This is a genomic window from Metabacillus herbersteinensis (genome assembly GCF_042433335.1).
GTDB classification, from domain to species: domain Bacteria; phylum Bacillota; class Bacilli; order Bacillales; family Bacillaceae; genus Metabacillus; species Metabacillus herbersteinensis.
In genome coordinates this window covers 182,504-204,667 of record NZ_JBHLVO010000003.1, presented here as the reverse complement: position 1 = coordinate 204,667, position 22,164 = coordinate 182,504, and the positions used below count along the sequence as shown (strand labels likewise).

Genomic DNA, 22,164 nt, shown 5'->3' with positions numbered 1-22,164 from the left:
GCATATGGCATTTCAGATTTTATTAAACTTTTTTCTGGCATTTATTTGGATGTTTTTATCGAATGATTATTCTGCATTAGCATTTTTTAAAGGCTACTTTTTTGGAATCCTTGTCATGGTTGCTTTTAGACGATTTTTTGATCAAAGGTTCTATATATTAAATATTTTTGCTGTAATTAGTCTGATCTTTCTCTTTTTCTCTGAGCTTGTAAAATCGAACATTTCGGTTATAAAGCTAGTTCTATCACCCAAGCTTACGATGCGGCCAGGTGTTTTTGCTCTTGAAACAGAGCTAAAGAAAGACTGGGAAATTACAATTCTGTCTAACTTAATTACTCTAACTCCAGGCACACTAGTGCTAGACGTCTCAGATGATAACACAATCCTTTATATTCATGCGATTGATTTAGAGGATGCAGAACAGGCAAAATGGGATATTAAAAATACATTTGAAAAAGCAATAAAGGAGGTAAGCCGCTAATGTTTGAATTGGTTTTAACAATTTCGTTGCTTTTGATTGCAGTGGCTTCCTTACTTTATCTTTATCGTCTAGTTAAAGGACCCTCTACGCCTGATCGAGTGGTCGCGCTTGATGCAATTGGCATCAACCTAATGGGTATTACGGCAATCATTTCAGTCATTTTGACATCTAGTTCATTTGTCGAGATTATTTTACTGCTAGGTATTTTAGCTTTTATAGGAACCGTCGCCTTTTCAAAGTTTTTAGAGAAGGGAGAGATTATCGAAAATGATCGTGATCGCTAAATTTCTTATCGGCTACCTTATTCTCCAAGGTGCATTTCTAAGCCTTATCGCAGCAATCGGTGTTGTAAGGTTACCAGATGTGTACACACGCAATCACGCAGCATCTAAGAGTGCTACATTAGGAATTACTAGTATTCTACTTGGAGTTTTTCTCTACTTTTTATTCATTGATCAGCAGGTCAATGCAAAAGTATTACTCGGAATTGTCTTTATTCTGATTACCTCCCCAGTTGCTGGACACTTGATCAGTAGAGCCGCTTACAATTCAGGCGTTCCACTATGGGAAAAGAGTGTGCAGGATGATTTGAAAGAAGCTCGATCGGAAAAGAAGCACTCAAAGGGATGAAAATATGAATTACGCAAAAGATCTTAGGTCGTTTATCGCTGAGCATCGAAATGAAGAAAATGCTTTTCATATGGAAAAGTATATGAGGAATCAATATACGTTCTATGGCATAAAAACACCTGAAAGAAGAGCGCTCGTGAAAGCATTTGTGAACGAGCATGGAAAGCCAAATGAACGCTTAAAAGAGGTAGTGGATGAACTCTGGTCTTTTAAGGAAAGAGAATTAAAATGTGTGGCGATTGATTTTCTTGTTGCTCAGCAGAAGCTTCTTCAAGCTGAAGATCTAAGATTTGTAAAAAAGCTGATTGTTACAGAGTCTTGGTGGGACTCTGTGGATCCGCTGGCAAGCAATGTTGTCGGTCCTTTAATTAAGCGCCACCCTGATTTAATTGAAGAACAACTCGAAGGCTGGATTTATTCGGATAATATGTGGTTAAACCGAACCGCTATTCTTTTTCAATTGAGATACAAAGACAAAACAAATGAAGATTTGCTTTATCGTTACATAAAGCTACACACTGCTTCAAAAGAATTTTTTATTCAAAAGGCAATTGGATGGGCATTAAGAGAATATTCAAAGACAAATCGTTCTTCAGTTATTAACTTTATAGGAAACAATCAACTTGCTCCTTTAAGCAAACGAGAGGGACTAAAGTATATTCTATCGCATCCTGAAAAGGAATAGTCCTTATCGAAACCAAAAACACTCAACTTACATTTGTAAGTTGAGTGTTTTTTAATTTTTCTTTTTCAAGACAGCCATGGTGCACCTTGAAAGGCAAATGAGTTCGTTGTCTTCATCGACAATTTGGATTTCCCATACCATGGTGGTTTTTCCGATGTGAGCTGGCTTTGCATGTGCTGTAACAATACCTTCTTTTTTTCCACGAATATGGTTAGCGTTTATTTCCAAGCCAACACAAATTTCCGTTTCTTTATCAACAAAATGGTAGGCACCTATACTTGCAGCGGTTTCTGCAAGTGCAACAGATGCACCGCCGTGTAAAAGACCGTATGGCTGATGTGTTCGTTTGTCAACAGGCATGGTTGCAATGACGCCTTCATCAGAAACCTTTAGAATACGGATGCCAAGTGATTCTAACAGAGTATTATTCATGCTTATATCCATTTTATTTCCCCCTTTGAGTTGTTAAATTTACCCTATATAATTGATCATCTTTTTCAGATGGATTTCCTCTCCCATCACGGTTGTTAGAGATCGTAAACAGATCATTTTGAGCGATCAGAACATCCCTCATTCTCCCAGTGTCTTCAAGTACATTTTGAATTTCTCCCGATTCAAGGTCAAAAACCTTAACTGCTGCTCCCGATAATGTTGCGATGTACAATTGTCCCGCTCGGTATGCAATCCCTGACGGTGCCCAGGTTTCTTCACCTGTATGATAAAGAGGTGTTTCCATTCCTTCTTTTTGCTCATCACCTTCAATGACAGGCCAGCCGTAATTTTTCCCCGGTTCGATTCGATTAATTTCATCATGCGCACTTTGTCCATGTTCAGTGCTATATAATCTTCCAGCTTCATCCCACGTAAGTCCTTGTGGATTTCGATGTCCATAGGAATAAACATATGAACCAGCGATTGGGTTGTCAATAGGTATCGATCCATCAAGCTCCATTCTTAAAACTTTACCGGCTAATGAGTTTGTGTCTTGTGCTAAATCAGGGTTCAGTGAATCTCCAGTTGTGATGTATAATTTCTGATCAGGGCCAATTTTTATACGTCCTCCATTATGAAACCGTGCGCCTGGAATATTGTCTAAAAGTACACTCTTTTCAATCCAACGATCCTTTTCTAACTCAATGATAATGACTCTATTTTTAATCACATTGTCTTCAAGGTAGGTATGATAGGCAAAGGCTTGTTTTGTGTTTTCAAAATTAGGTGTTAAGGTGAGCCCTAGTAATCCACCTTCCCCTTCAACATGGACCTCTTTCGTCAGTTGAATAGCTTGAGGGGTCTGTTCATTACGATCACTGTCAAACTCAACAATTTTACCGTTACGTTCGCTCATATAAAAAATTGAATCAATTTTTGTAATTGACCAAGGTACATTTAATTTTTCTAACAAACTCTCAGACACAACATTTGTATCAACTTCTTCTGAAGGCTGCTCATTCTGAGTCTCCTCTTCAATTGGAAAACATCCTGTTAATAAAAACAGTGCCATACTCGTACATAAAAACTTTTTCAAAAAATCATTCCTTTAATCACGTTTATTTCTAGTATACCGTGTATTCCGCCATAAAACATCTTTGACTACTTTCTCAAAACATACAAAACAAATAAAAAGTAACACAAAAATAAAAATAAAATTGGGGAAACAGCCATAATGTCCATTGAAACCTCCTATATCTATGAAAACGCTTACCAAAATCGTTCAAGTGATATAGGTTCCATCATAAATGACCAACATCATGCTAATATTGAGAATTTGTTTCATTTTTGTAAAGAATTTGAGATTTGGTGTTTTGTATAATTCTAGGCACATATTAGAGAGTAATTATGTAAAAAAACGAGACGAGACGAGCCGAGTCGACTCATCTCTGAATAAATGAAAATTGCACATTTAGTGTAGCTTGGATTGGAATCTCCCCAATAACAATAGGTGTTGGGCTGCTTGCAGCTATACTCAACTCCAGTTTACGGGGATAAAAACCTGACAAAACTTCGGTTACTTTAAGTGGTGTTGAGACTAATGTTACTCGGTATGTTCTCGCAATCACATCTGCTTTTTCAAACGCCTGTTTTGCTGCAATCATTAACGCTCTGTTTAACACTTCATCCTCATTCGAAAGTGAAAATGATATCGTTTCAGCGCGATTTGCACCATTTTTAAAAACTGCATCATAAATCGTTCCTAGCATATCTAAATCCTTTGTTTTGATTGAAATCATATTAATCACTTCATAGTTTTTAAAGATCTTCTCACCATTACTACTATATTGATACTGAGGCAAAACTGTATATGAAATCGTTTCAATTTGACTTTCCTGAATTCCTATCGAGATTAATGCAGTTTGAAGACGATTCATTTGGTTAGCATTTTCCTGTTGTGCAACCGTTACATCTTCATTCTCCGTTGACACTCCAACTGTTATAACGGCTGTGTCTGGTTTCGCCTGTATGACACCCACACCTTGGACATCAATTATTGGTAGCTTCCTCGGTGTGTTTGGATAAGGTTCTACACCATTTCTGTACATGTTTTCCTCCTCCTTTTCCAAGCTTTGACTTCTTTTTATCACAGTATATGCAGCTTTTTCTAGAGCTTGTCACTTTTTCACAAAACCTGAAGGCACCTTGAACAAAAACCTCGTAATGGGAATAATAACGGGGATTTTTCTCTTAAATAATCATTTTGTCACTCCAAGTTGTGATTTAACATCATTATGTAGGGAATTTCACATCTATGTTTGGGGGTTTTTTGCAGTGGAGATCGTTTATCTTCGAAAATAGGCATCTTATCTTCGGAATTTTCACTTTATCGACGTTTCGACAAAATACTACCTTTCCCGACAACTCTATTAACCTTTTTCAAAGAAAAAAACAGAAAGCGTATTTGCTTTCTGTTCTCTACTCGATAATTCCTTCAGATTTTGCGATTAACACAGCCTCTGTTCGTGTTCCAACTTGGAGCTTGTTGTAGATCGAAGTTAAACTATATTCAATTGAACGTTTACTTAAATGAAGAGAATCAGCAATTTCTTGATTTGTAAAGCCCTTCTCAACCTCTTGCAGGATAGCCTTTTCACGATCAGTTAACGTACCATTTTCGACTTGAGAGTCAATTGCTTTTGTTTTTTGATGTAGCAATAACTCTTTAAAATACTTATAACTAACGACAATTTCATCTTCGACAGCGTGGCGTATGTAAGCGAGGATTTTTTCCTTTGGCTCTGTTTTACTAATTGCACCGTGCATACCGATGAGAACCGCTTCTTCTATATAATCTTCTACTTCATAACCCGTGTAGAGAATTACTTTACAACTTGCAGTATGCTTTACAATCTCTTTTGAAAGCTCCATACCATTAATATCACCTAAATTTAAATCCATTAAAATCACATCATACGGTAAAAAATCTACATTCTTAACCGTCTCAATCGTATATGGAGGATTGAGGCAATCTACCTTTATTTCTGAATCTGTTTCTAGTATAGCTTTTGTTCCTTCTCTTACAGCCGGATGATCATCTACAACTAATATATGAATCATCACCTTCACCCTCTCGCTATCCACTATCTAATTTTAATAAAAAAACCTGGCAATTGCCAAGTCTTTTAAAACTATCTATATTTCAATAACAACTTTAAAGCCTCCACCTTTGGAGGTTTCAATTTGGATTGTTCCTTTCAGTGACTTAACACGCTCACTAATTCCGGACAACCCCATCTTCTCAGTACTTGAGTAAATATCATCTTGATCAAATCCAACACCATTGTCTTCGTAGTGTAAAACAATTTTATCCTTAATACAAACAAGCATGATTAGGACTTGTTTAGCCTCGGAATGCTTATACGCATTTGTAAGTAATTCCTGAACTATTCGATATAAGTTTAACTGCGTATCAATATCAATATTTACGTTAAAATTACCTGTATTTAAGCGTAAAGTAAATGCAACATACTCTTGATATTGGGCGACAAGCTTATTAAGAGCTTTAACTAAACCTAAGTCATATAAAAGCTGTGGTCGTAATTCTTGACATGTCTCACGCGTTGTTTTAATAATTTTTGTCATATTACTATTCATCTCATGCAATTGCTCTTTTAATTCATAAGGGGCACTGTCTAATTCTGTTAATGCTAATTCACACTGTCTTTTTAACGATACCAAATCTTGAAGTACGGAATCATGGAGATCCTTCGCTAAATTGGATCGTTGTTTCTCCTCAATTGAAAAAAGAAGCTTTGTTAACCATGCTGGATTGGTTCCTTCCCTCTCAATCTTCTGCAAATGATCCATCAACTCTTCTATTTTCAAGAAGTTTTCAACAGACACATTTGTGTAAAAAGAGAGTGTTTTCAGCCAAGACATTTCATCTCGAGTAAGCTTTGGTGTATTTAAAACAGACAAACACAACAATACATAACTTCGATCCTCAGTTTCTCCAACATTTAATAGAAAACCACGATCAACTTCAATAATTTTACCGATCTCCGCTGTAACGTTTTTAACTTCTTTTTCGTACGGACTGTGATCCGCTTCCTTCGCATGAACATCAACCGACAAAATACGTTTTTGTTTATCAACTTCAATCAAATAAGCACGGCTAACAATTAAAACATCTGTAATAACCTGTTTTAACTCTGTCACCACTTGATCAAGATTATTGAACTTACTAATACTCTGAGTGTACTTAAAAATACTATCTTGATAATTGTACTTTTCAGAGAAACGCTTGAGTCTGAAGCGGAAGTCAAAGATTTCTTTAACATAAAAGACTAGTAACATGCTGAGATAGATGAAGATTGAGAGTTTGATTGGATAAAAGGTTGGGTTACTTTCTTTTATAGCCAGCATTATTCCTACAAAAATAAAAGTTGGAATGACAGCTAATAGAGCATAATATCTAAGTCTGCCCAAAATAAACTCAATATCGTAAATTTTAGTTGCTAAAAATTGATAAACGAGTGAAAAGGGTATTAGTAATATAAAAGAAGCTAGAAAAGTTGGTGGAAAAATATATTTATTCAAAATGATATAAGGCAAAATATATAGAAAAACAAAGGGAGAAAATGAAAGTATGTTTGTTATAATAATTATTTTCACAAAATAAGCTTGTTCTGAATATTTTACTTTTCTCAAGCCTGAAAACTTTAAAACAAAAGTTAATATAATTAAAATAAAGAAGCTAATTAAGTTTGAAAGCTTATTAAAAATATATGAGAATTGAAAGATATCCTGAGTTATTTCTCCTAGAATATTAAAAAGGACAAGTATATAACCAACTTGAATAAATTTTTTACTAAACAGCTTTTTTCCAGATTCTAAAAAGTATTGATATATAAAATGCATATATAATACAGGAACCAATAAAAAAAGGGATAGATTTAGGTATCTACTAAATAAATCTCCCCTTGCCGAGCCACTTCCACTAAGGTATGCCATTGCTATTGTAAACAAAAAACAAACTAATAAAAATGCAGAAGCCAAATTAAGACGCTTATTAGATTTATATACAAAATAACTACAAAATAGACAAAGTAAAAATGACGTTAATGGAATGATTAGCATAAATAGATTTTGATGAGTAATAAGAGTATCAGAAACAAAATATTCTAGGTTTTGTCCATTTCTTTCAATAATTAGGTGCTGAACTTGTTCTAATTGTCCAAAACCTATTGAAGGATAATGCAAATATGGATCATTATCATTAATCTCTATTAATTTATCACCTTGCTCAAGACCTACTTCTGCAGCCCATGTCTTCGGTTCTATTTCATCGACAATTAAGGAATCGTCTTCAATTACTACAGTTGCGCCTACATAAGGATGTTCAATACATAGGAATGTGTAGTAAATGGACAAAACTATGCATACAATTACAATAACTGGATAAATTTTATTAAGGTTTAAAGACATAAAAACACCCTTTATTATTTCTTACCACCAATATAAGTTCGTTGTTTTACTTCCATTTAAGAATCCCTCAACCAATCCCAAAACTTCATCTAACTCAACACCCAGCAAGCTTGCTTCTCCACTTACTACTTTTTCAAGTACGTCTGGATTTTCGATTAAAAAGTTTACGATTTCTTGCATGGTTATCTCTCCTCGTTTTTGGTTTTTTCATTTATGATCAAATGAGATTTTAAAGTCTCAATCTGATATTTCTCTAATGGAAGTTCTTCTATTAATCTAGCAGCTTTTTTTATTGCGATTTGCTTAATAACGTTTAAATAGTGAATTACACCGGTTTGGACTAACTTTTCTTTAAATTCTTTTTTACTCTTAAAATAGTGATTAAAATGATGACCACTGTCAAAATAATGAGCTATCTCAATACAATGTTCATTAAAGCCTTTTTGAAGATAGAGAAAGGCAAGTGTTTTTTTCTTAGCAGATAGATCATTTTTATCAAGGTTAAAGAGATCACGATAATCATTTTCCGTTTGAGCTGCAATTCCTACTTGAAGTGAATATTGTTCTACTTCTGGATGTGCTTTATTTGCAAGTAGCATACCGCAAACAGATGCTAACGCGATTAATGATCCTGATTTTAGCTTCATCAAATTTAAGCATTCTTTTTCCGTGCTTGTCTGATTTTGAAGATCATCGTGTTGTCCTTGCATTGCTTGGAGAGAATAGTGAAGAAATTTTTCATGTATGTGTATCTTAGCAGCAGATGATAATTGGTGAACCATCTTTTGACTAATTGTAAAAATGGTTGTTGCTGCATTTAGCGCAATAGATCGGTCAATTTTCATCCAAGGCTCTTCTAGGTTGTCCAAATCTTCAAAGTCATCAAACATATCAAACGATAGAACTAGAAGTTCGACAGCAGCTGCCAAGGAAAGAATCTCACTTTCCTGACCACCAAATACCTTGTAATGGATATAGGTTAATTGTCCGAAATAGACGCCTTTTCTTTCATTTACAAAAGCAGTGATGATGTCGGACAATTCTTTATTCGCTAAATTCATAGCAATTCCATTGGTCATTTCACACTTTAAAAGGTCAGAGTTTATGAGTAATTTCTCACCTATCACAATCACCCCTTCGGAAATATATTACTATATAAAAGAAAAATATAGTAGCAGAAAATAACATATATTTAACATATATCTATTACTTTTATTACATAAATATTTCAGTTTTGTTAGTAGGAATTTCCTAGGAGGATTAATTCGTTGATATAACTGAGTTTGTTAATTTAATAATCGTTTATATAGCTAGAGAATTTCAATAAAAAAAACTTGGCGATTTGCCAAGTTTTCAAGAAACATTTAAAAAAGCGTATTTATCGTATTTATCAATGCTTTTATTTATAAGTTGGAGGGACTGTTTTGTTTTCTGAATTTCCTTTTCTAATTGCATTAAGGCTTGTGCCATTTCTTCTATTTTTCGTTGATCCATCTTTACACACTCCTTTAGTCACTTTAGCGAATGTATGGCCAACGACACATAATCATTTGCTCTTCCTTACTTCAAATTTTAGAGGAGTATGAAGACTTCTTCAACGAAAAGAATACGAAAACCCTTGTGCGTGATACCGCAACAAAAACGCAATAGTCCATTTTATACATTTTAGAAAATTAAAGATATCCTTCTATTTTCCTATGTTTAGTAGAAAAAAAGAGCTGAAATTAATCAACTCTTGCTACAGTGCTGAATTCAGATCCAACAATATTCTTTGCTTGAGTGATTGCATATTCAATCAACTCTTCTTTTTTTTCTAGAGGCCCCTGATACTCTACGGTGTAATCTTCTATTTCAGTCTTAGAAAACAAGCATTCCATCTTAACCGTGCAATTGTCTTTACGAACCGAAAAAACCGCAACCATTTTATCGTCTAGTACGAAAAACGTTGGCTGCTCTACCATAGAGAATAGACCTCCTTTATTTTGTAATCTTACTTGAATTTCGACAAAAGTTAAGAAAATCCTTTCTCTTTAAAAAAACTTTGTAATTTTATGACATATTAAATTAACAACTGATGTTTCGGAAAATGTTTCGTTCTCTTACATATAGTGTAAGGAATAGATAGGGGGTGAGTCGTATGTACCGACGCGAGTTTTGTATGTATCCTTATTTGACGTCTATGAATACGGTTGTCTTTATGCCTTGTTATGTCTTATATCCTTATTATCGCCAATATCCCGATGTTAATCCGCAAGTTTTTTCAGAATCATCTAAGCTAGTCGGAACTCTTTTTGAAGACGCACAAAAAATGACAGATAAAGTATCAACTTCTCCAGAGTTTGCGAAGAGAATTCTTTCCTTAGCACAGCAGTCTAAGAAAAAAGAAGTAGTTGATTTGTTATTAACACTCGGTATAAAAAATACACTCGAATCTGAATTTAATCCTGATGGAATAAGAATAATTTTGAAAAGTGATTGCTGTCAACTTATTGTGGTCTTGCGATGGTGATACATACTTCACCAATTAGTTAAAATCTGACTAGGATAAATTACTTTCTAGAAACTGAAACTAGCTTTGAGGTGGTTAAAATGGAACTATGGTCGATTGAATTTTTTTCAGCTCTTCTCTCGATTATCATTATCGACTTAGTTTTAGCTGGGGATAATGCAATTGTAATCGGTCTGGCTGCAAGAAACTTACCAAAAGAGAACCAAAAAAAGGTGATCATTTGGGGTACGGTTGGAGCTATTCTCATACGTGCCATTGCGACCCTTCTTGTTGTTTATTTATTAGAAATCCCTGGACTTTTACTTGTCGGTGGGATCATTCTAATTTGGATCGCCTTCAAGTTATTAACGGAAGAGAAAGAACATGATGTTAAAGCTGGAGGAAGTACCTGGGCTGCGGTCAGAACGATTATTATCGCCGATGCTGTAATGGGACTTGATAATGTCTTAGCTGTGGCTGGAGCAGCTCACGGAAGCTTTCTACTCGTCATACTAGGGCTACTGATCTCAATTCCGATCGTTGTATGGGGAAGTACAATTATCTTGAAGTTTATCGAGCGCTATCCAATTATTATCGTGATTGGATCAGCAATCTTAGCTTGGACTGCTACAAAAATGATTGTAAAAGAGCCTTTTATGGCAGATTTCTTTGCGGAAGACTGGATTAAATACGGATTCGAGTTGGCTGTGGTTGCTCTTGTTTTGTATTTTGGTTATTTTCACAAAAAAATACAAACTAGAGCAAGACGAGGACGAACTTAAAGTTCGTCCTCCTTTTAGAATGCTGCAATGCTTCCATCTGTTCGAGATTCAGTTCCGCCAAATAATACTCCTGAGTTTTGATCACGACAAATTATTTGTCCTCTTCCAAAGCTTCCTGAGTCCAATGCAACTTGTATATTGTGTCCTTTTCGATGTAAAGCTTGAGCGATTGTAGTTGGAAAACTAGGTTCAACCACCACCTGCGTCCCCTCTATCCATTGCCATCTTGGTGCATCTAGAGCTGCTTGAGGATTGAGATGAAAATCAACCATATTCATGACAACCTGCAAATGCCCTTGAGGCTGCATATACCCACCCATTACTCCAAAAGGACCGACAGCACGATCATTTTTCGTTAAGAAGCCAGGGATAATTGTATGAAACGTTTTTTTGCCACCATATAGTGCGTTTACATGATTCGGATCAAGTGAAAAATCATGACCACGATTTTGAAGGGCGATGCCTGTCCCTGGAACCACCACCCCTGAACCAAAACCCATATAATTACTCTGAATAAATGACACCATGTTGCCTTCACTATCAGCTGTCGCTAAATAAACGGTCCCCCCTTTAGAAGGTGTTCCAGGTTCAGGAAGTAAAGCTTTGTCTGTAATAAGTGAGCTTCTTTTAGCAGCATAGCTTTCTGATAGTAACTCTCCTGTTTTAATTTTCATTTTTTTAGAATCGGTAACAAACTCCTTTCCATCAGCAAATGCCAATTTCATTGCTTCAATTTGCTGATGATAGGTCTCAATTGTTGGTTCATCACGAAGCTTAAACCCCTTCAGCATATTGAGGGCCATTAAAGCCACAATCCCTTGTCCATTAGGCGGAATTTCCCATACATCATACCCTCTATAGTTTATAGAAATTGGGTCAACCCACTCTGGCTTAAAAGAAGCTAAATCTTCATATCTTAAAAAACCATTGAACTCTGTGGAAGCTGCTGAAATTCTCTCGGCAAGCTCTCCTTTATAAAAACTAGTACCGTTTGTACGACCGATTTCAGCTAAAGTGCGTCCATGATCAGGCGAACTCCACATTTCTCCAATTTGAGGTGCTCTATCGTTTGGAGCAAAAACGTTTAACCACTCTTGATACTCAGCACCCTCTAAATTTTTGTAAACATTGTAGGCGTTTGCCCAGTGCTTCCCTAAGATAGGAGAGATCGGAAACCCCTTGTTTGCATAGTGAATTGCTGGTTCTAACACTTCTTGCAAGCTTAATTTTCCAAACCTTTCAGATAATGCTGCCCAAGCTGCAGGAATGCCAGGGACGGTAACTGGAATCCAACCATGAGTAGGTATCTTTTCATATCCACGATTCTTTACACCTTCTATTGATATCCCTTGTGGAGCTGGTCCACTTGCATTTAGGCCATGAAGCTTGTCCTTTACCCAAACTAAAGCATAAGCATCCCCACCAATACCATTAGAAGTAGGCTCAACTACTGTTAAGCATGCAGCAGTGGCAATCGCTGCATCAATCGCATTTCCCCCTCGTTTTAAAATATCTAACCCTGCCTGAGCCGCTAGAGGTTGAGAAGTCGCAACCATTCCGTTCTTTGCAATCGTAGTCATTCGCTGTGAAGCATGTGGATGATGTAAATAATCCATGATTGAAAACCCCCTTTATTATTTCGGAATACGAATAGGTTTATTATATCAGAAAATTCTTATTATTAGGGTTAACAACTGCAACACCTAATAAAAACTCCACAATCATCTGTGATTGTGGAGTGTAGCAATTCTATTAAGGTACATCATGCCCCATTGAAGTTTGAAGAATATCAAACCATTGTTCGACTGTTAGTTTAATCTCTTGGGCTTTGATCGCCGCGTCGATACGACCCAGTTTTCCTGATCCGACAATTGGCATAATGTTTGCTGGATGTTGGAGTAACCAGGCATACATGACCTCATCAATTTCTTTAGCGTTTACGTCTTTTGCAATTGAGGCTAGTTTTTCGCGAAGTCTAATTGCCTTTTCATCTTGAGATGTAAAGACCTGACCACCCGCGAGTGGAGACCAAGCCATCGGGGCAATTCGCTTTTCTAAACAAAGATCTACTGTCCCATCTTGAAAGTTTTCCAAATGGTAGGTAGACAGTTCAATTTGATTCGTAACAAGTGGCATGTCTAAAAAAGATTGCAGCATGTTAAATTGTGACTGCTTAAAATTTGATACCCCGAAGTGTCTCATTTTTCCTTCTTCTTTTAACTGTGAAAATGCTTCCGCTACTTCCCTTGGGTTCATGAACGGATCAGGGCGATGGATTAGCAGGACATCAATATAATCTGTTTGAAAGTTTTTTAGCGATTGCTCAACAGATTGGAGGATGTGTTGTTTACTTGTGTCGTAACATTTGCTCGTGTGAGAAGGTCGATTTGCTGATGCAAACTTAATTCCGCATTTCGTAACAATCTCCATTTTTTCTCGAAGCTCGGGCTTTAATGCTAGGGCATCTCCAAAAAGTTCTTCACATGTATAGCTTCCATAAATATCTGCATGATCAAATGTCGTAATTCCTCTTTCAAGACACTCCTCAATTAACTGTAGCGTTTCTTCTTGTGAAAAATCCCAATCGGCTAATCGCCATAAACCATGTATGATGCGCGAAAAAGAAAGATCTTCTGCAAGCTGAATTCGTTCCATTGTCAAATCCCCTTTATAATTAATTGCTTCTCTATTGTATACGGAAAATGTTTATATAAAAAAAGATTTTACTTACTTGAATATAAAAGGGGAGAACCATTATTATGATTCCCCCTCTTAACTAGCTTGCACGGCTAGCAACTCATTTGCCCAATCTACTGCAATTCGATAGGAACTGTATAAATCTTCTTCAGATAGCTTGATTTCAGATAACACATGCTCTGATTGTTCGATTTGCATTGCCCACATAAGTACTTGATGGAAGTCATTTTCTTTACCAAGCAATGCTTCCTGAATTTCGTCTGCAAGAGGTAGGTCTTTTAAAACATCCTCTATATTTTTGTGGAGTAGTGTATCGATTAGTGAGAACATCCCGGTTAGCAAATAGGAAGATGCCTGACTTCTTCCTGTACGGAGTGCTAGTTGTTCACAAAGTTTTGCGCGAATGAGCGAAAGCTTGATCACTTCTTGTTGAATAGGCTCATTAACTTGACTGATACTTTTTACAGATAATACATAGATCCATTTTTTTATTTCATTGAGTCCTAATAAAATAATTGCTTGCTTTATCGATTCAATTTTGTTTTTCGGTCGAAAAGCTGGTGAGTTGATTAGTTTTAAGAGTTTATAGGATAGTGATAAATCTGCTTCAATGCTCATTGAGATTTTTTCGATACTTGGTTCGTTCTTTGAAAGTTCAGCTAAAATTTGATAATAGGTTTGTAAGTATACTGGAACATCATGACTGGATAACACGACGGGCTTGCTAAAAAAGTATCCCTGGAAATAGTGGTATCCGTCTCTTAATGCTGTCAAAAACTCTTCCCTAGATTCAACTTTTTCTGCTAATAACTCCACATCATATCGCGTATATTTTTCCACAAGCTGCTTTCGTTCCTGGGGGGATGTTTGTAAAAAATCAACTTTAATAATATCCGTATATTTTAAAAGAGTGGGAAGCAATTGATACGATTCTTGTATTTTGAAGTCATCTAGAGCAATCGTGTAGCCGAGCTCTTTTAGTTCTTTGCAAATATCAACTAGCTCTTCCGTTATTGGAACATCTTCAAGAATTTCAACAACAATCGAGCTTGGGTTAAAATAAGTAGGTACCCTTGTTTTCAGCAAACTCTCAGTAAAATTAACGAAGCACTTTTTTCCTTCTGATAAATCTTTCATTCCTATATTTAAAAAACTATTAATAATAACTTCTGCAGTTGCTTGATCCCCATCAACAGTTGGAAAGAAATTATCCTCTCCACTCCGATAGAGTAGTTCATAAGCAATGACTTCTTCGTTCTTGTTAAAAATAGGCTGCCTTGCCACAAACACTTTCATCCCTTTACCCCCAAAACCATTGTCTAAATTTATCTATAAACATATATTTAGTTTAAAAGATTTAGGGGAAGAAATATGTCGAATTTTGTTGTTGTTTGAAATTTTTAGCAAATATACAGGACTATTGAATGGTTTTGTGATAGTCTGGTGCTTATCCTTTTCAAGAAACAGAACCAATTTTAAACGATTAACGGCGGAAAAACTTGAAGATTTTTCGTGGTGTATCAAGGCGGAGCTACTCAGTTATTTTTTATAAATTTCATCTTGAATATAGATGTCAATTCTATCAACAGCTTTACTAGATGCGAGGACAAGTCCTATGCTTGTATCCTGATCAAAGTCAGAGATAATAGAGAAGGGATAGTCCAATTGATTTGCGATTTTCACATATTTTGATAAGCTGCTATAGTCAATAGACCCGTTTAAAAGGAGCTTGCCAGTATGCACTCTTTTTAGTTCTGTTTCCACTTCCTTGTAAATCTTTTTTTGACGAACTTGACCAACTGTTAACGCAACGACAATTCTCTCACGTATTGTGCCTAGAAATTTATTTCGTTCGTCCGGCTTTGTTTCAAGAGGACCGTATACTCCTTGATTTATGTAGCTATTGATATTTTCTTCACTCATTGCACTCACCCCTTTTTCGTATACTAGTTCATGATTATTTTACCATTAACTAATGAGTGTACTAACAATTTTCATCCATCCAAAAAAAGAAATCCACAAAGGTACACTTAAAATTGTTGCAAAAAACATCCCTTTAAAAAAGTTACCTTCTCGCATCATAATCGCTCCCTACATCCTTTTTCAGGTTATTGTTCCCATTAATTAAAACCATCAATCATGAATGCGTTTTCATTCCTGTTTTTTTATTTATTAACTAGTTTATTCACGATTAAATTCATAGATACCTTTATTATCTTTTCATCAATTTGTTACAAAATTCTCACCATTATTAGTGGGTTTCCAGTTGTTTCCACCTCCCCTTTCGGTACTTAAGCCTTTTTCATTATGGGAAATCCGAACAAGTCACCCGGGGGATTATCAATGCATATAGTGTGTCATAACGTCGCGGTAAAGGAGTGAGCATTGATGCCTGCAATTACAGGGGAACAATATTTAGACCGAATAAATTCTCTTAAGCCTAATATCTGGATCGGAGGCAAGCAAATAAAGGAGAGCATTTCATTACATCCTGCCTATAGAGGAGCGATGCAGACAAAAGCCTCCCTATACGACCTTCAACTACACCCTGATAAAATTGAAAGAATGACCTATCATTCACCCGTAACGAATAACAGAATTGGCATCTCGTTTTTAGAGCCCAAAACAAAGGAAGACCTTAAGATCCGGAGACATATGATCCAAGAATGGGCAAACAAAACTGTAGGAATGATGGGAAGAACACCAGATTACTTGAATACAGCTGTTATGACATTAGCTGCTGCAGCACCTGTTCTAAAGGATCAAGACGAAGACTTTGTGGGTAACCTACAAACGCTTTATGAGACAGCTAGGGAAAAAGATCTCTCATTTACTCATAGTTTTATCAATCCCCAAGTTAACCGCTCATCACTGTATACAGAAGCTTCATTTCAACCAATTGCCGCAAAAATCACCAAGAAAACTGCTGAAGGAATCATTATAAAAGGGGCACGTTTGTTAGCTACGCAAGGTGGAATGACAGATGAGGTACTTATTTTTCCTACAGGTGCAAAAATCACCGATGAAGAAAGCGCTTTCAGTTTTAGTATCCCCACCAACACACCAGGTTTAAAATTTATATGTCGTGAATCTTTTCACCAAGGAGATTCAGAATTCAACTATCCTCTCTCTAGCAAATTTAATGAAATGGACACAATGCTGATATTTGATAATGTCTTGGTCCCTTGGGAACGAGTCTTTTTTTATCATAGACAAGATTTAGCTCATAAACTCTTTTATAAAAGTAGCTTCACACCACATGTACTTCATCAAGTTGTTACACGCCAAGTGGTCAAAACAAAATTCCTACTAGGTTTAGCACAGCTGTTAGTGACAACATTGAGTGTGTCAGAGTATCAGCATATCCAAGAAAAAATTTCTGAAATCATTATCGGATTAGAAACGATGAACTCGCTCTTAGAAGTATCAGAATCCACAGCAATTCTGGACGAATGGGGAACAATGACACCAAATATAAGCCAACTCTATGTTGCTGCAACTACTTTCCCGAAGCTCTATCCACGTTTTATTGATATCCTCCAATTAATCGGAGCCGGAGGGATGCTAACTTTACCAACTGAAGAAGACTTCAACTCAAATCTTCAAAGTGATTTACTACATTATCTTCAAGGATCTAGCTGTGATGCCATCTCACGTGTGAAATTATTTAGACTGGCATGGGATTTAACGATGAGCGCATTTGGAACTCGACAAACACACTATGAACGCTTTTTCTTTGGTGATCCAGTCCGCATGGCTTCGAATTTATACAAAGGATATCCACGTGAGGAATCATTAACTATGGTAAAAAACTTTCTTCATCTTTAACGAAGGCTAAGCTTTATACCTTCGTTATTTTACATAATTTCCGGACCTCTGGTAAGACCTATTGGTGAAGTAAGTATTATTCCAACAACTGAAAATACACCCGTGACTGTTCAACATATGAAGATAAAAATTGATGATGAAGGAATTCCAATTACGGTGATTGTAGATGGAAGACTACAGAAAAAAATATCCAACTCTTACACTTAACCGATGAATGGGTGACGAAACAACTTGATCAACAGGGACTTACAAAGAAGGATGTCCTCTATGCCTATGTGAATGAAAAATCAAAGAAAATGAATATTAATTTACGTTCAACGACCAAGAAAGTACATAAGGAAAATAAGAAGGACTGACGCTAATGAAGCTTGCGTCAGTCCTTCTTTCTATTTATTAAAAGTTTGGGGTTGATCTATTAAGTCGATGTCGTAAAAGTTCGTAATGCTAAAAACACTTTTTTGATTTAGAAAGTCCCCTGTATTAAATGCACCTGAGCCACCTGACACCTTTTGAGTAGATTTTGGTGACAACGCAAATGTATCTCCAACACTTAAGATTCCACTAGCAGAAATTACTTCAAATTCAATTGGACCGACGAACGCAGGCATTTAATTCCCATCCTTTTTCTTATTAGCATATGAAATAATGTGTGATGGGTGCCAGCCTACCTGAGTTATAGAGCTCCTTTCAATTCCTTTTTGGACTTGTTACGTAATTTTATTAAACGGATAATATTGAGAACAACCGCTTTTAAAACTGCATAAGTTGGAACAGCTAAGATCATCCCGATGATTCCTCCAAAGCTACCCGCTCCAACTAGCAATAGGATAATCGTTAATGGATGTGTATTGAGTCGTTTACCAATGATTAGCGGCGAAAGGAAATTCCCATCAATTTGTTGAACAATTAACACAACAACTGCTGCTAAAAGTGCTTGTGTAGGTGATTCTAGTAACGCGATCACAACTGCAGGTGCTGCACCGATAAACGGCCCTACATATGGAATGATATTCGCCACTGCAACAACAATTCCTAAAATTAACGCATATTCTAAACCAATGATTGTATAGCCAATAAAACAGCCAAGTCCAACTGCAATTGATACAATAAGCTGCCCTTGAATATAAGCTGCAAGTGTCTCATAAAGATCTTGAAAGATTTTAAGGCCTTCGTGACGATAATTGGTTGGTAAAACCTTTACAGCCGTTGGAGGCAATTTGTGACCATCCTTTAGCATATAAAATAAAATAAAAGGCACAGTAATTATGACTAAAGTAATGTTCGTCACAACACCCAATACAGCCGTGATACTTGATGTAATATTTTCCGGTAGACTAGCTGCATAGTTCGTTAGGTTCGTTTGGATTTCATTGATAGACACATAATCTTGATCCATCATCCATCTAAACCATGTCGTTTCTGATAAGTTCATAATAAACAAGCTAAACTCATCTGCGTATTCAGGAAAATTTTCTATTAAATCTGTTAGCTGTTGAGAAATAATCGGCCCAATCAACGCACCCATCAGTGTGATAATACCAATAAACACAAGATACGGAATGAGAATTGCCACTGTTCGCGGTACTTTACCTTTTTCTAGTAATACGACCAAAGGATTAAAAATAAAAAACAAAATCCCAGCAATTAATAATGGGAAAAACAACGTTGATGCAAAAACGATAATCGGTTCAAAAAGAAAGGAAACCTTTGTACCAACATAGACAATTAACAAAAACAGTAATATTTGCAATGTCCAAAAATGAACTTTTGATTTTAACACTTTTTCTCCTCCTGTTTCACGATTTCTCTATGATTCTATATGTATAAATTTTTAAAAAAAAAATAAAATTGTTAGTTCTTTAACAGTATAGCCAAAATGAAATGAGAGTATTGCAACTCGTTTATATCGAAGCCTATTTTAAATGTACAGGAAATGTTAATTTTTTTCTATATGTTTCCGAGTTTGTCCTTGTAAGATTTTCTATCTTGAAGTTAGATGATAAATCTTGGGAGAGAAAGTGAGTGTAAATGAAAGGGCTATCCCAATAACGGAATAGCCCTCTTACTAATTAGTTTGCTTGTGCCTGATCTTCAATAATATGATCCTTTTCTGCTCTAATAATCTCAATTGAACGGATAAGATGTCCTTCCATTTCTTTGACGCTAAAATTGAAATCATTGTACAAAATCGTGTCACCTTGCTGAATTTCAATGTTATGAGTCAACATCCAGCCACCAAGAGTATCAATATCTGTATCATCAATATCTGTACCTAGCATATTATTAATCTCGTTAATTAACAATTTTCCATCAACTACAAAATGATCATCACTATGCTTTTGGACATCAGGTACTTCATCTTGGTCAAATTCATCACGAATATCACCAACAATTTCTTCAATAATATCTTCAACTGTAACCAGTCCTGCAGTACCACCATATTCATCAACTAACATGGCCATATGAACACGTTCTTTTTGCATTTTAATTAACAAGTCATGGATTGGAATTGATTCAATGACTTGGATAACTGGTCGAACGTATTTTTCAATCGTTGTATTATTTCGTTCTTCTTCTGTTAAATAATATAAATCTGTGAAAACCTCTTTAATATTAATCATTCCAAGTACATGGTCTTTATCCCCGTTCACGACTGGATAACGAGTATACTTTTCACGACTCATAATTTCTAAATTCTCTTGAAATGTTTTTTCAACAGATGCAGTTGCAATATCAGTACGTGGAACCATAATTTCTTTTGCGATTCGATCATCAAATTCAAAGATTTTGTTAACATAATTAAGTTCTGATTGATTAATTTCTCCACTTTTGTAGCTCTCAGATAAAATAATTCTAAGTTCTTCCTCTGTATGTGCAAGTTCGTGCTCTGATGCTGGCTTGAATCCTAATAAACGGATAAGTAAACCAGCAGAACCGTTTAATACCCAAATGAACGGATACATAAAACGGTAGAACCAGATAAGTGGTCTAGAAAGTAGCATAGTAACCGCTTCTGCTTTTTGGATAGCGACCGTCTTTGGCGCCAATTCACCAACAACCACATGTAAAAACGTAATTGAAGCAAATGCTATAGAAAACGTTATTATATGTGTAACTGAGCTATCTAAATCTAGATTCGCAAGCACAGGCTCCAATAGACGTTCAACAGTAGGTTCTCCCAACCAACCTAAACCTAAAGCTGTAATCGTAATACCCAGCTGACATGCTGATAAGTAACCATCAAGGTTCGATGTTACTTTTTTTGCTGCAATTGCAGCTTTATTACCCTCAGCTACTAATTGATCTAGACGAGAACTCCTAATTCTAATAATGGCAAATTCAGCCGCTACGAAAAACGCTGTTAATCCAATTAAAACTGCTACTAATCCTAAGTTAATTATGGCCAAAACACCCTTACCCTCCGTAAAGGATAAGGTGTCACCTCCTAGTTATTGACTACCATTTCTAAAGTTAGGTAGTTTAATTTATACGTATTTATTTAGTAGATAATCTCTTACTCTTCGTCGCTTCCCTGCAGAAAAATCATAATGAAATTGATGAGCTCAAATAATGCCATTAAAGCCGCTGCAACGTAGGTTAAAGCTGCTGCACCTAAAACTTTACTCACTCCACGTTCTTCATCATTACGAACTAAACCTTCAGAAAGCATCAACGTTTTGGCACGAGAGCTTGCATTAAACTCCACTGGCAATGTGATAAGCTGAAAAGCTACCGCAAACGAGAAGAGAATAATTCCTAAACCAATTAAGTTTAGTTGTTGTAAAAATAATCCCCCCATTAAGAGTAACGGCGCAACCCCCGATGTAAAGTTTACAACTGGGAACATTTTATGTCTTAACACGAGTGCACCATATGCCTCCTGGTGTTGTATGGCATGCCCTACCTCATGTGCTGCTACTGAAACAGAAGCAATGGAGTGCCCATGATACACAGATTCAGAAAGACGAACCACTTTTGCAATTGGATCATAATGATCAGTCAAAGTCCCGCGAACAGCTTCTACTGGTACATCGTATAGTCCTTTCCGGTCAAGGATTTGTCTTGCTACATCAGCACCTGTTTTCCCAGAAGCAGCTCCCACTTTTGACCACTTCTTAAAGTTACTCTTCACTTTATACTGTGCCCAAAGTGATAGACCAAACGCAGCTATCACTAAAATGAACATTGGTGACATGCTTCTTTTTCCTCCTCTTAGTTAATCAAGATCATAATTGATTGCATGAGCGCCATACTTTGTGGCGATATCTGGTTTGCAATCATTTTTTGAGAATCTTCATTTAACCGATCAAAAATTGGTTTAAGCTCATTAATTTCAATTTCAAGCTGCTTCATATGTTTTGCCAGAATTTCAGCTTGCTTCATAAGCATTTCCTGTTCTTTGCCCTCGGAATTCCCACTGCGCTTGAGTTCTAAACGATCTTTAATATCATTTAAGCACATATTAACGGCTTTACACGTTTCAATAAAACGGATGTCTTCAATCGATTGCACCGAATAGAGGCGATAATTAGAAGCTGAAGTTGATTCAACATGAAGCAAGCCCATTTGCGTATAGTAGTCGATCGTTCTCTTTGATACATCCGCTATTTTTGCTAGCTCACCAATTTTAAACAACTCTGTCCCAACAATA

General features: G+C 36.1%; 26 protein-coding genes. 8 read left to right on the top strand and 18 right to left on the bottom strand.

The annotated features are described in order from the left end of the window. The first annotated feature begins 4 nt into the window (after window positions 1-4). Genes ACFFIX_RS06045 through ACFFIX_RS06030 form a run of 4 tightly spaced genes read left to right on the top strand, consistent with a single transcriptional unit; the run spans window position 5 to window position 1,796 of the window. The gene (locus ACFFIX_RS06045; protein ID WP_378931600.1) at window positions 5-481 is read left to right on the top strand and encodes a Na+/H+ antiporter subunit E; all 477 of its coding nucleotides are present in this window, start codon (window positions 5-7) and stop codon (window positions 479-481) included. Then, on the top strand, window positions 481-765 hold the full coding sequence (locus ACFFIX_RS06040) for a Na(+)/H(+) antiporter subunit F1 (RefSeq protein ID WP_378931598.1): 285 nt from the start codon (window positions 481-483) through the stop codon (window positions 763-765). The genes ACFFIX_RS06045 and ACFFIX_RS06040 overlap by 1 nt, the downstream gene beginning before the upstream one ends. Continuing rightward, entirely contained in the window at window positions 749-1,111 is a 363-nt protein-coding gene (gene mnhG, locus ACFFIX_RS06035; RefSeq protein ID WP_378931596.1) for a monovalent cation/H(+) antiporter subunit G, read from the top strand. The genes ACFFIX_RS06040 and mnhG overlap by 17 nt, the downstream gene beginning before the upstream one ends. Before the next feature lie 4 nt (window positions 1,112-1,115). Then, window positions 1,116-1,796 (top strand): DNA alkylation repair protein, encoded by a 681-nt coding sequence (locus tag ACFFIX_RS06030; RefSeq protein WP_378931594.1) that lies wholly within the window; start codon window positions 1,116-1,118, stop codon window positions 1,794-1,796. A gap of 51 nt (window positions 1,797-1,847) precedes the next feature. On the opposite strand, the gene ACFFIX_RS06025 is transcribed toward ACFFIX_RS06030, so the two are convergent. The 9 genes from ACFFIX_RS06025 to ACFFIX_RS05985 all read right to left on the bottom strand — a co-directional run bounded on the left by ACFFIX_RS06025 (window position 1,848) and on the right by ACFFIX_RS05985 (window position 9,679). After that, window positions 1,848-2,228, bottom strand: coding sequence for a hotdog fold thioesterase (locus ACFFIX_RS06025; protein ID WP_378931931.1), 381 nt, complete (start codon window positions 2,226-2,228; stop codon window positions 1,848-1,850). 13 nt (window positions 2,229-2,241) lie between these two features. Continuing rightward, entirely contained in the window at window positions 2,242-3,324 is a 1,083-nt protein-coding gene (locus ACFFIX_RS06020) for a PQQ-dependent sugar dehydrogenase (protein WP_378931592.1), read from the bottom strand. A gap of 346 nt (window positions 3,325-3,670) precedes the next feature. After that, window positions 3,671-4,336: an SIMPL domain-containing protein gene (locus ACFFIX_RS06015; protein WP_378931590.1), complete on the bottom strand. Its 666-nt coding sequence runs from the start codon at window positions 4,334-4,336 to the stop codon at window positions 3,671-3,673. 370 nt (window positions 4,337-4,706) lie between these two features. After that, complete coding sequence (locus ACFFIX_RS06010) at window positions 4,707-5,348, bottom strand: response regulator transcription factor (RefSeq protein WP_378931588.1); 642 nt, start codon at window positions 5,346-5,348, stop codon at window positions 4,707-4,709. A 75-nt stretch (window positions 5,349-5,423) separates the two neighbouring features. Continuing rightward, entirely contained in the window at window positions 5,424-7,718 is a 2,295-nt protein-coding gene (locus ACFFIX_RS06005) for a histidine kinase (RefSeq protein WP_378931586.1), read from the bottom strand. 21 nt (window positions 7,719-7,739) lie between these two features. Continuing rightward, entirely contained in the window at window positions 7,740-7,898 is a 159-nt protein-coding gene (comX, locus tag ACFFIX_RS06000; RefSeq protein WP_378931584.1) for a competence pheromone ComX, read from the bottom strand. A gap of 2 nt (window positions 7,899-7,900) precedes the next feature. Beyond that, on the bottom strand, window positions 7,901-8,779 hold the full coding sequence (locus tag ACFFIX_RS05995; RefSeq protein WP_378931582.1) for a polyprenyl synthetase family protein: 879 nt from the start codon (window positions 8,777-8,779) through the stop codon (window positions 7,901-7,903). A gap of 292 nt (window positions 8,780-9,071) precedes the next feature. Further along, window positions 9,072-9,212, bottom strand: a complete 141-nt coding sequence (locus ACFFIX_RS05990) for a DegQ family regulator (RefSeq protein WP_378931579.1) — start codon at window positions 9,210-9,212, stop codon at window positions 9,072-9,074. A 230-nt stretch (window positions 9,213-9,442) separates the two neighbouring features. After that, on the bottom strand, window positions 9,443-9,679 hold the full coding sequence (locus ACFFIX_RS05985; protein WP_378931577.1) for a hypothetical protein: 237 nt from the start codon (window positions 9,677-9,679) through the stop codon (window positions 9,443-9,445). 176 nt (window positions 9,680-9,855) lie between these two features. Between ACFFIX_RS05985 and ACFFIX_RS05980 the strand changes: the two genes are divergently transcribed. Together ACFFIX_RS05980 and ACFFIX_RS05975 are read left to right on the top strand one after the other, a co-directional pair. Further along, on the top strand, window positions 9,856-10,227 hold the full coding sequence (locus ACFFIX_RS05980; RefSeq protein ID WP_378931575.1) for a YuzC family spore coat inner layer protein: 372 nt from the start codon (window positions 9,856-9,858) through the stop codon (window positions 10,225-10,227). 80 nt (window positions 10,228-10,307) lie between these two features. Beyond that, the gene (locus tag ACFFIX_RS05975) at window positions 10,308-10,988 is read left to right on the top strand and encodes a TerC family protein (protein WP_378931573.1); all 681 of its coding nucleotides are present in this window, start codon (window positions 10,308-10,310) and stop codon (window positions 10,986-10,988) included. Between the two features lie 14 nt (window positions 10,989-11,002). Here the strand turns inward: ACFFIX_RS05975 and ACFFIX_RS05970 are convergent, their stop codons facing one another. From ACFFIX_RS05970 to ACFFIX_RS05955, 4 genes are all read right to left on the bottom strand, one after another. Then, window positions 11,003-12,604: a gamma-glutamyltransferase family protein gene (locus tag ACFFIX_RS05970; RefSeq protein ID WP_378931571.1), complete on the bottom strand. Its 1,602-nt coding sequence runs from the start codon at window positions 12,602-12,604 to the stop codon at window positions 11,003-11,005. A 136-nt stretch (window positions 12,605-12,740) separates the two neighbouring features. Next, a complete protein-coding gene (locus ACFFIX_RS05965; protein ID WP_378931568.1) occupies window positions 12,741-13,643 on the bottom strand; it encodes an aldo/keto reductase in 903 nt (300 codons plus the stop codon). A 117-nt stretch (window positions 13,644-13,760) separates the two neighbouring features. Further along, window positions 13,761-14,981 (bottom strand): EAL and HDOD domain-containing protein, encoded by a 1,221-nt coding sequence (locus ACFFIX_RS05960; protein ID WP_378931566.1) that lies wholly within the window; start codon window positions 14,979-14,981, stop codon window positions 13,761-13,763. 243 nt (window positions 14,982-15,224) lie between these two features. Then, a complete protein-coding gene (locus ACFFIX_RS05955) occupies window positions 15,225-15,608 on the bottom strand; it encodes a YueI family protein (protein ID WP_378931564.1) in 384 nt (127 codons plus the stop codon). A 465-nt stretch (window positions 15,609-16,073) separates the two neighbouring features. Here ACFFIX_RS05955 and hpaB point away from each other — a divergent pair, with 465 nt between their 5' ends. Next, window positions 16,074-17,513, top strand: a complete 1,440-nt coding sequence (hpaB, locus tag ACFFIX_RS05950; RefSeq protein WP_378931562.1) for a 4-hydroxyphenylacetate 3-monooxygenase, oxygenase component — start codon at window positions 16,074-16,076, stop codon at window positions 17,511-17,513. Window positions 17,514-17,731: 218 nt separating this feature from the next. Continuing rightward, complete coding sequence (locus tag ACFFIX_RS05945) at window positions 17,732-17,869, top strand: hypothetical protein (RefSeq protein ID WP_378931559.1); 138 nt, start codon at window positions 17,732-17,734, stop codon at window positions 17,867-17,869. A gap of 30 nt (window positions 17,870-17,899) precedes the next feature. Here ACFFIX_RS05945 and ACFFIX_RS05940 read toward each other — a convergent pair whose 3' ends face one another. The 5 genes from ACFFIX_RS05940 to ACFFIX_RS05920 all read right to left on the bottom strand — a co-directional run bounded on the left by ACFFIX_RS05940 (window position 17,900) and on the right by ACFFIX_RS05920 (window position 22,148). Next, a complete protein-coding gene (locus ACFFIX_RS05940; protein WP_378931557.1) occupies window positions 17,900-18,121 on the bottom strand; it encodes a spore germination protein in 222 nt (73 codons plus the stop codon). Window positions 18,122-18,186: 65 nt separating this feature from the next. Continuing rightward, window positions 18,187-19,293, bottom strand: a complete 1,107-nt coding sequence (locus ACFFIX_RS05935) for an AI-2E family transporter (protein ID WP_378931555.1) — start codon at window positions 19,291-19,293, stop codon at window positions 18,187-18,189. Window positions 19,294-19,582: 289 nt separating this feature from the next. Beyond that, the gene (locus ACFFIX_RS05930) at window positions 19,583-20,920 is read right to left on the bottom strand and encodes a hemolysin family protein (protein ID WP_378931552.1); all 1,338 of its coding nucleotides are present in this window, start codon (window positions 20,918-20,920) and stop codon (window positions 19,583-19,585) included. A 107-nt stretch (window positions 20,921-21,027) separates the two neighbouring features. Next, window positions 21,028-21,699: a zinc metallopeptidase gene (locus tag ACFFIX_RS05925; protein WP_378931929.1), complete on the bottom strand. Its 672-nt coding sequence runs from the start codon at window positions 21,697-21,699 to the stop codon at window positions 21,028-21,030. 26 nt (window positions 21,700-21,725) lie between these two features. Beyond that, window positions 21,726-22,148: a MerR family transcriptional regulator gene (locus ACFFIX_RS05920; RefSeq protein WP_378931550.1), complete on the bottom strand. Its 423-nt coding sequence runs from the start codon at window positions 22,146-22,148 to the stop codon at window positions 21,726-21,728. Window positions 22,149-22,164: the final 16 nt, after the last annotated feature.

What these genes read in the sequence shown, in the direction of transcription:
- ACFFIX_RS05990 (WP_378931579.1), bottom strand. Translation starts at nt 9,212, where the DNA reads ATGGATCAACGAAAAATAGAAGAAATGGCACAAGCCTTAATGCAATTA.
- ACFFIX_RS05970 (WP_378931571.1), bottom strand. Translation starts at nt 12,604, where the DNA reads ATGGATTATTTACATCATCCACATGCTTCACAGCGAATGACTACGATT.
- ACFFIX_RS05975 (WP_378931573.1), top strand. Translation starts at nt 10,308, where the DNA reads ATGGAACTATGGTCGATTGAATTTTTTTCAGCTCTTCTCTCGATTATC.
- ACFFIX_RS05940 (WP_378931557.1), bottom strand. Translation starts at nt 18,121, where the DNA reads ATGCCTGCGTTCGTCGGTCCAATTGAATTTGAAGTAATTTCTGCTAGT.
- ACFFIX_RS06045 (WP_378931600.1), top strand. Translation starts at nt 5, where the DNA reads ATGGCATTTCAGATTTTATTAAACTTTTTTCTGGCATTTATTTGGATG.
- ACFFIX_RS05995 (WP_378931582.1), bottom strand. Translation starts at nt 8,779, where the DNA reads ATGAATTTAGCGAATAAAGAATTGTCCGACATCATCACTGCTTTTGTA.
- ACFFIX_RS06040 (WP_378931598.1), top strand. Translation starts at nt 481, where the DNA reads ATGTTTGAATTGGTTTTAACAATTTCGTTGCTTTTGATTGCAGTGGCT.
- ACFFIX_RS05925 (WP_378931929.1), bottom strand. Translation starts at nt 21,699, where the DNA reads ATGTTCATTTTAGTGATAGCTGCGTTTGGTCTATCACTTTGGGCACAG.
- ACFFIX_RS05960 (WP_378931566.1), bottom strand. Translation starts at nt 14,981, where the DNA reads ATGAAAGTGTTTGTGGCAAGGCAGCCTATTTTTAACAAGAACGAAGAA.
- comX (WP_378931584.1), bottom strand. Translation starts at nt 7,898, where the DNA reads ATGCAAGAAATCGTAAACTTTTTAATCGAAAATCCAGACGTACTTGAA.
- ACFFIX_RS06010 (WP_378931588.1), bottom strand. Translation starts at nt 5,348, where the DNA reads ATGATTCATATATTAGTTGTAGATGATCATCCGGCTGTAAGAGAAGGA.
- ACFFIX_RS06025 (WP_378931931.1), bottom strand. Translation starts at nt 2,228, where the DNA reads ATGAATAATACTCTGTTAGAATCACTTGGCATCCGTATTCTAAAGGTT.
- mnhG (WP_378931596.1), top strand. Translation starts at nt 749, where the DNA reads ATGATCGTGATCGCTAAATTTCTTATCGGCTACCTTATTCTCCAAGGT.
- ACFFIX_RS06030 (WP_378931594.1), top strand. Translation starts at nt 1,116, where the DNA reads ATGAATTACGCAAAAGATCTTAGGTCGTTTATCGCTGAGCATCGAAAT.
- ACFFIX_RS05985 (WP_378931577.1), bottom strand. Translation starts at nt 9,679, where the DNA reads ATGGTAGAGCAGCCAACGTTTTTCGTACTAGACGATAAAATGGTTGCG.
- ACFFIX_RS05955 (WP_378931564.1), bottom strand. Translation starts at nt 15,608, where the DNA reads ATGAGTGAAGAAAATATCAATAGCTACATAAATCAAGGAGTATACGGT.
- ACFFIX_RS05980 (WP_378931575.1), top strand. Translation starts at nt 9,856, where the DNA reads ATGTACCGACGCGAGTTTTGTATGTATCCTTATTTGACGTCTATGAAT.
- hpaB (WP_378931562.1), top strand. Translation starts at nt 16,074, where the DNA reads ATGCCTGCAATTACAGGGGAACAATATTTAGACCGAATAAATTCTCTT.
- ACFFIX_RS06005 (WP_378931586.1), bottom strand. Translation starts at nt 7,718, where the DNA reads ATGTCTTTAAACCTTAATAAAATTTATCCAGTTATTGTAATTGTATGC.
- ACFFIX_RS06015 (WP_378931590.1), bottom strand. Translation starts at nt 4,336, where the DNA reads ATGTACAGAAATGGTGTAGAACCTTATCCAAACACACCGAGGAAGCTA.
- ACFFIX_RS05965 (WP_378931568.1), bottom strand. Translation starts at nt 13,643, where the DNA reads ATGGAACGAATTCAGCTTGCAGAAGATCTTTCTTTTTCGCGCATCATA.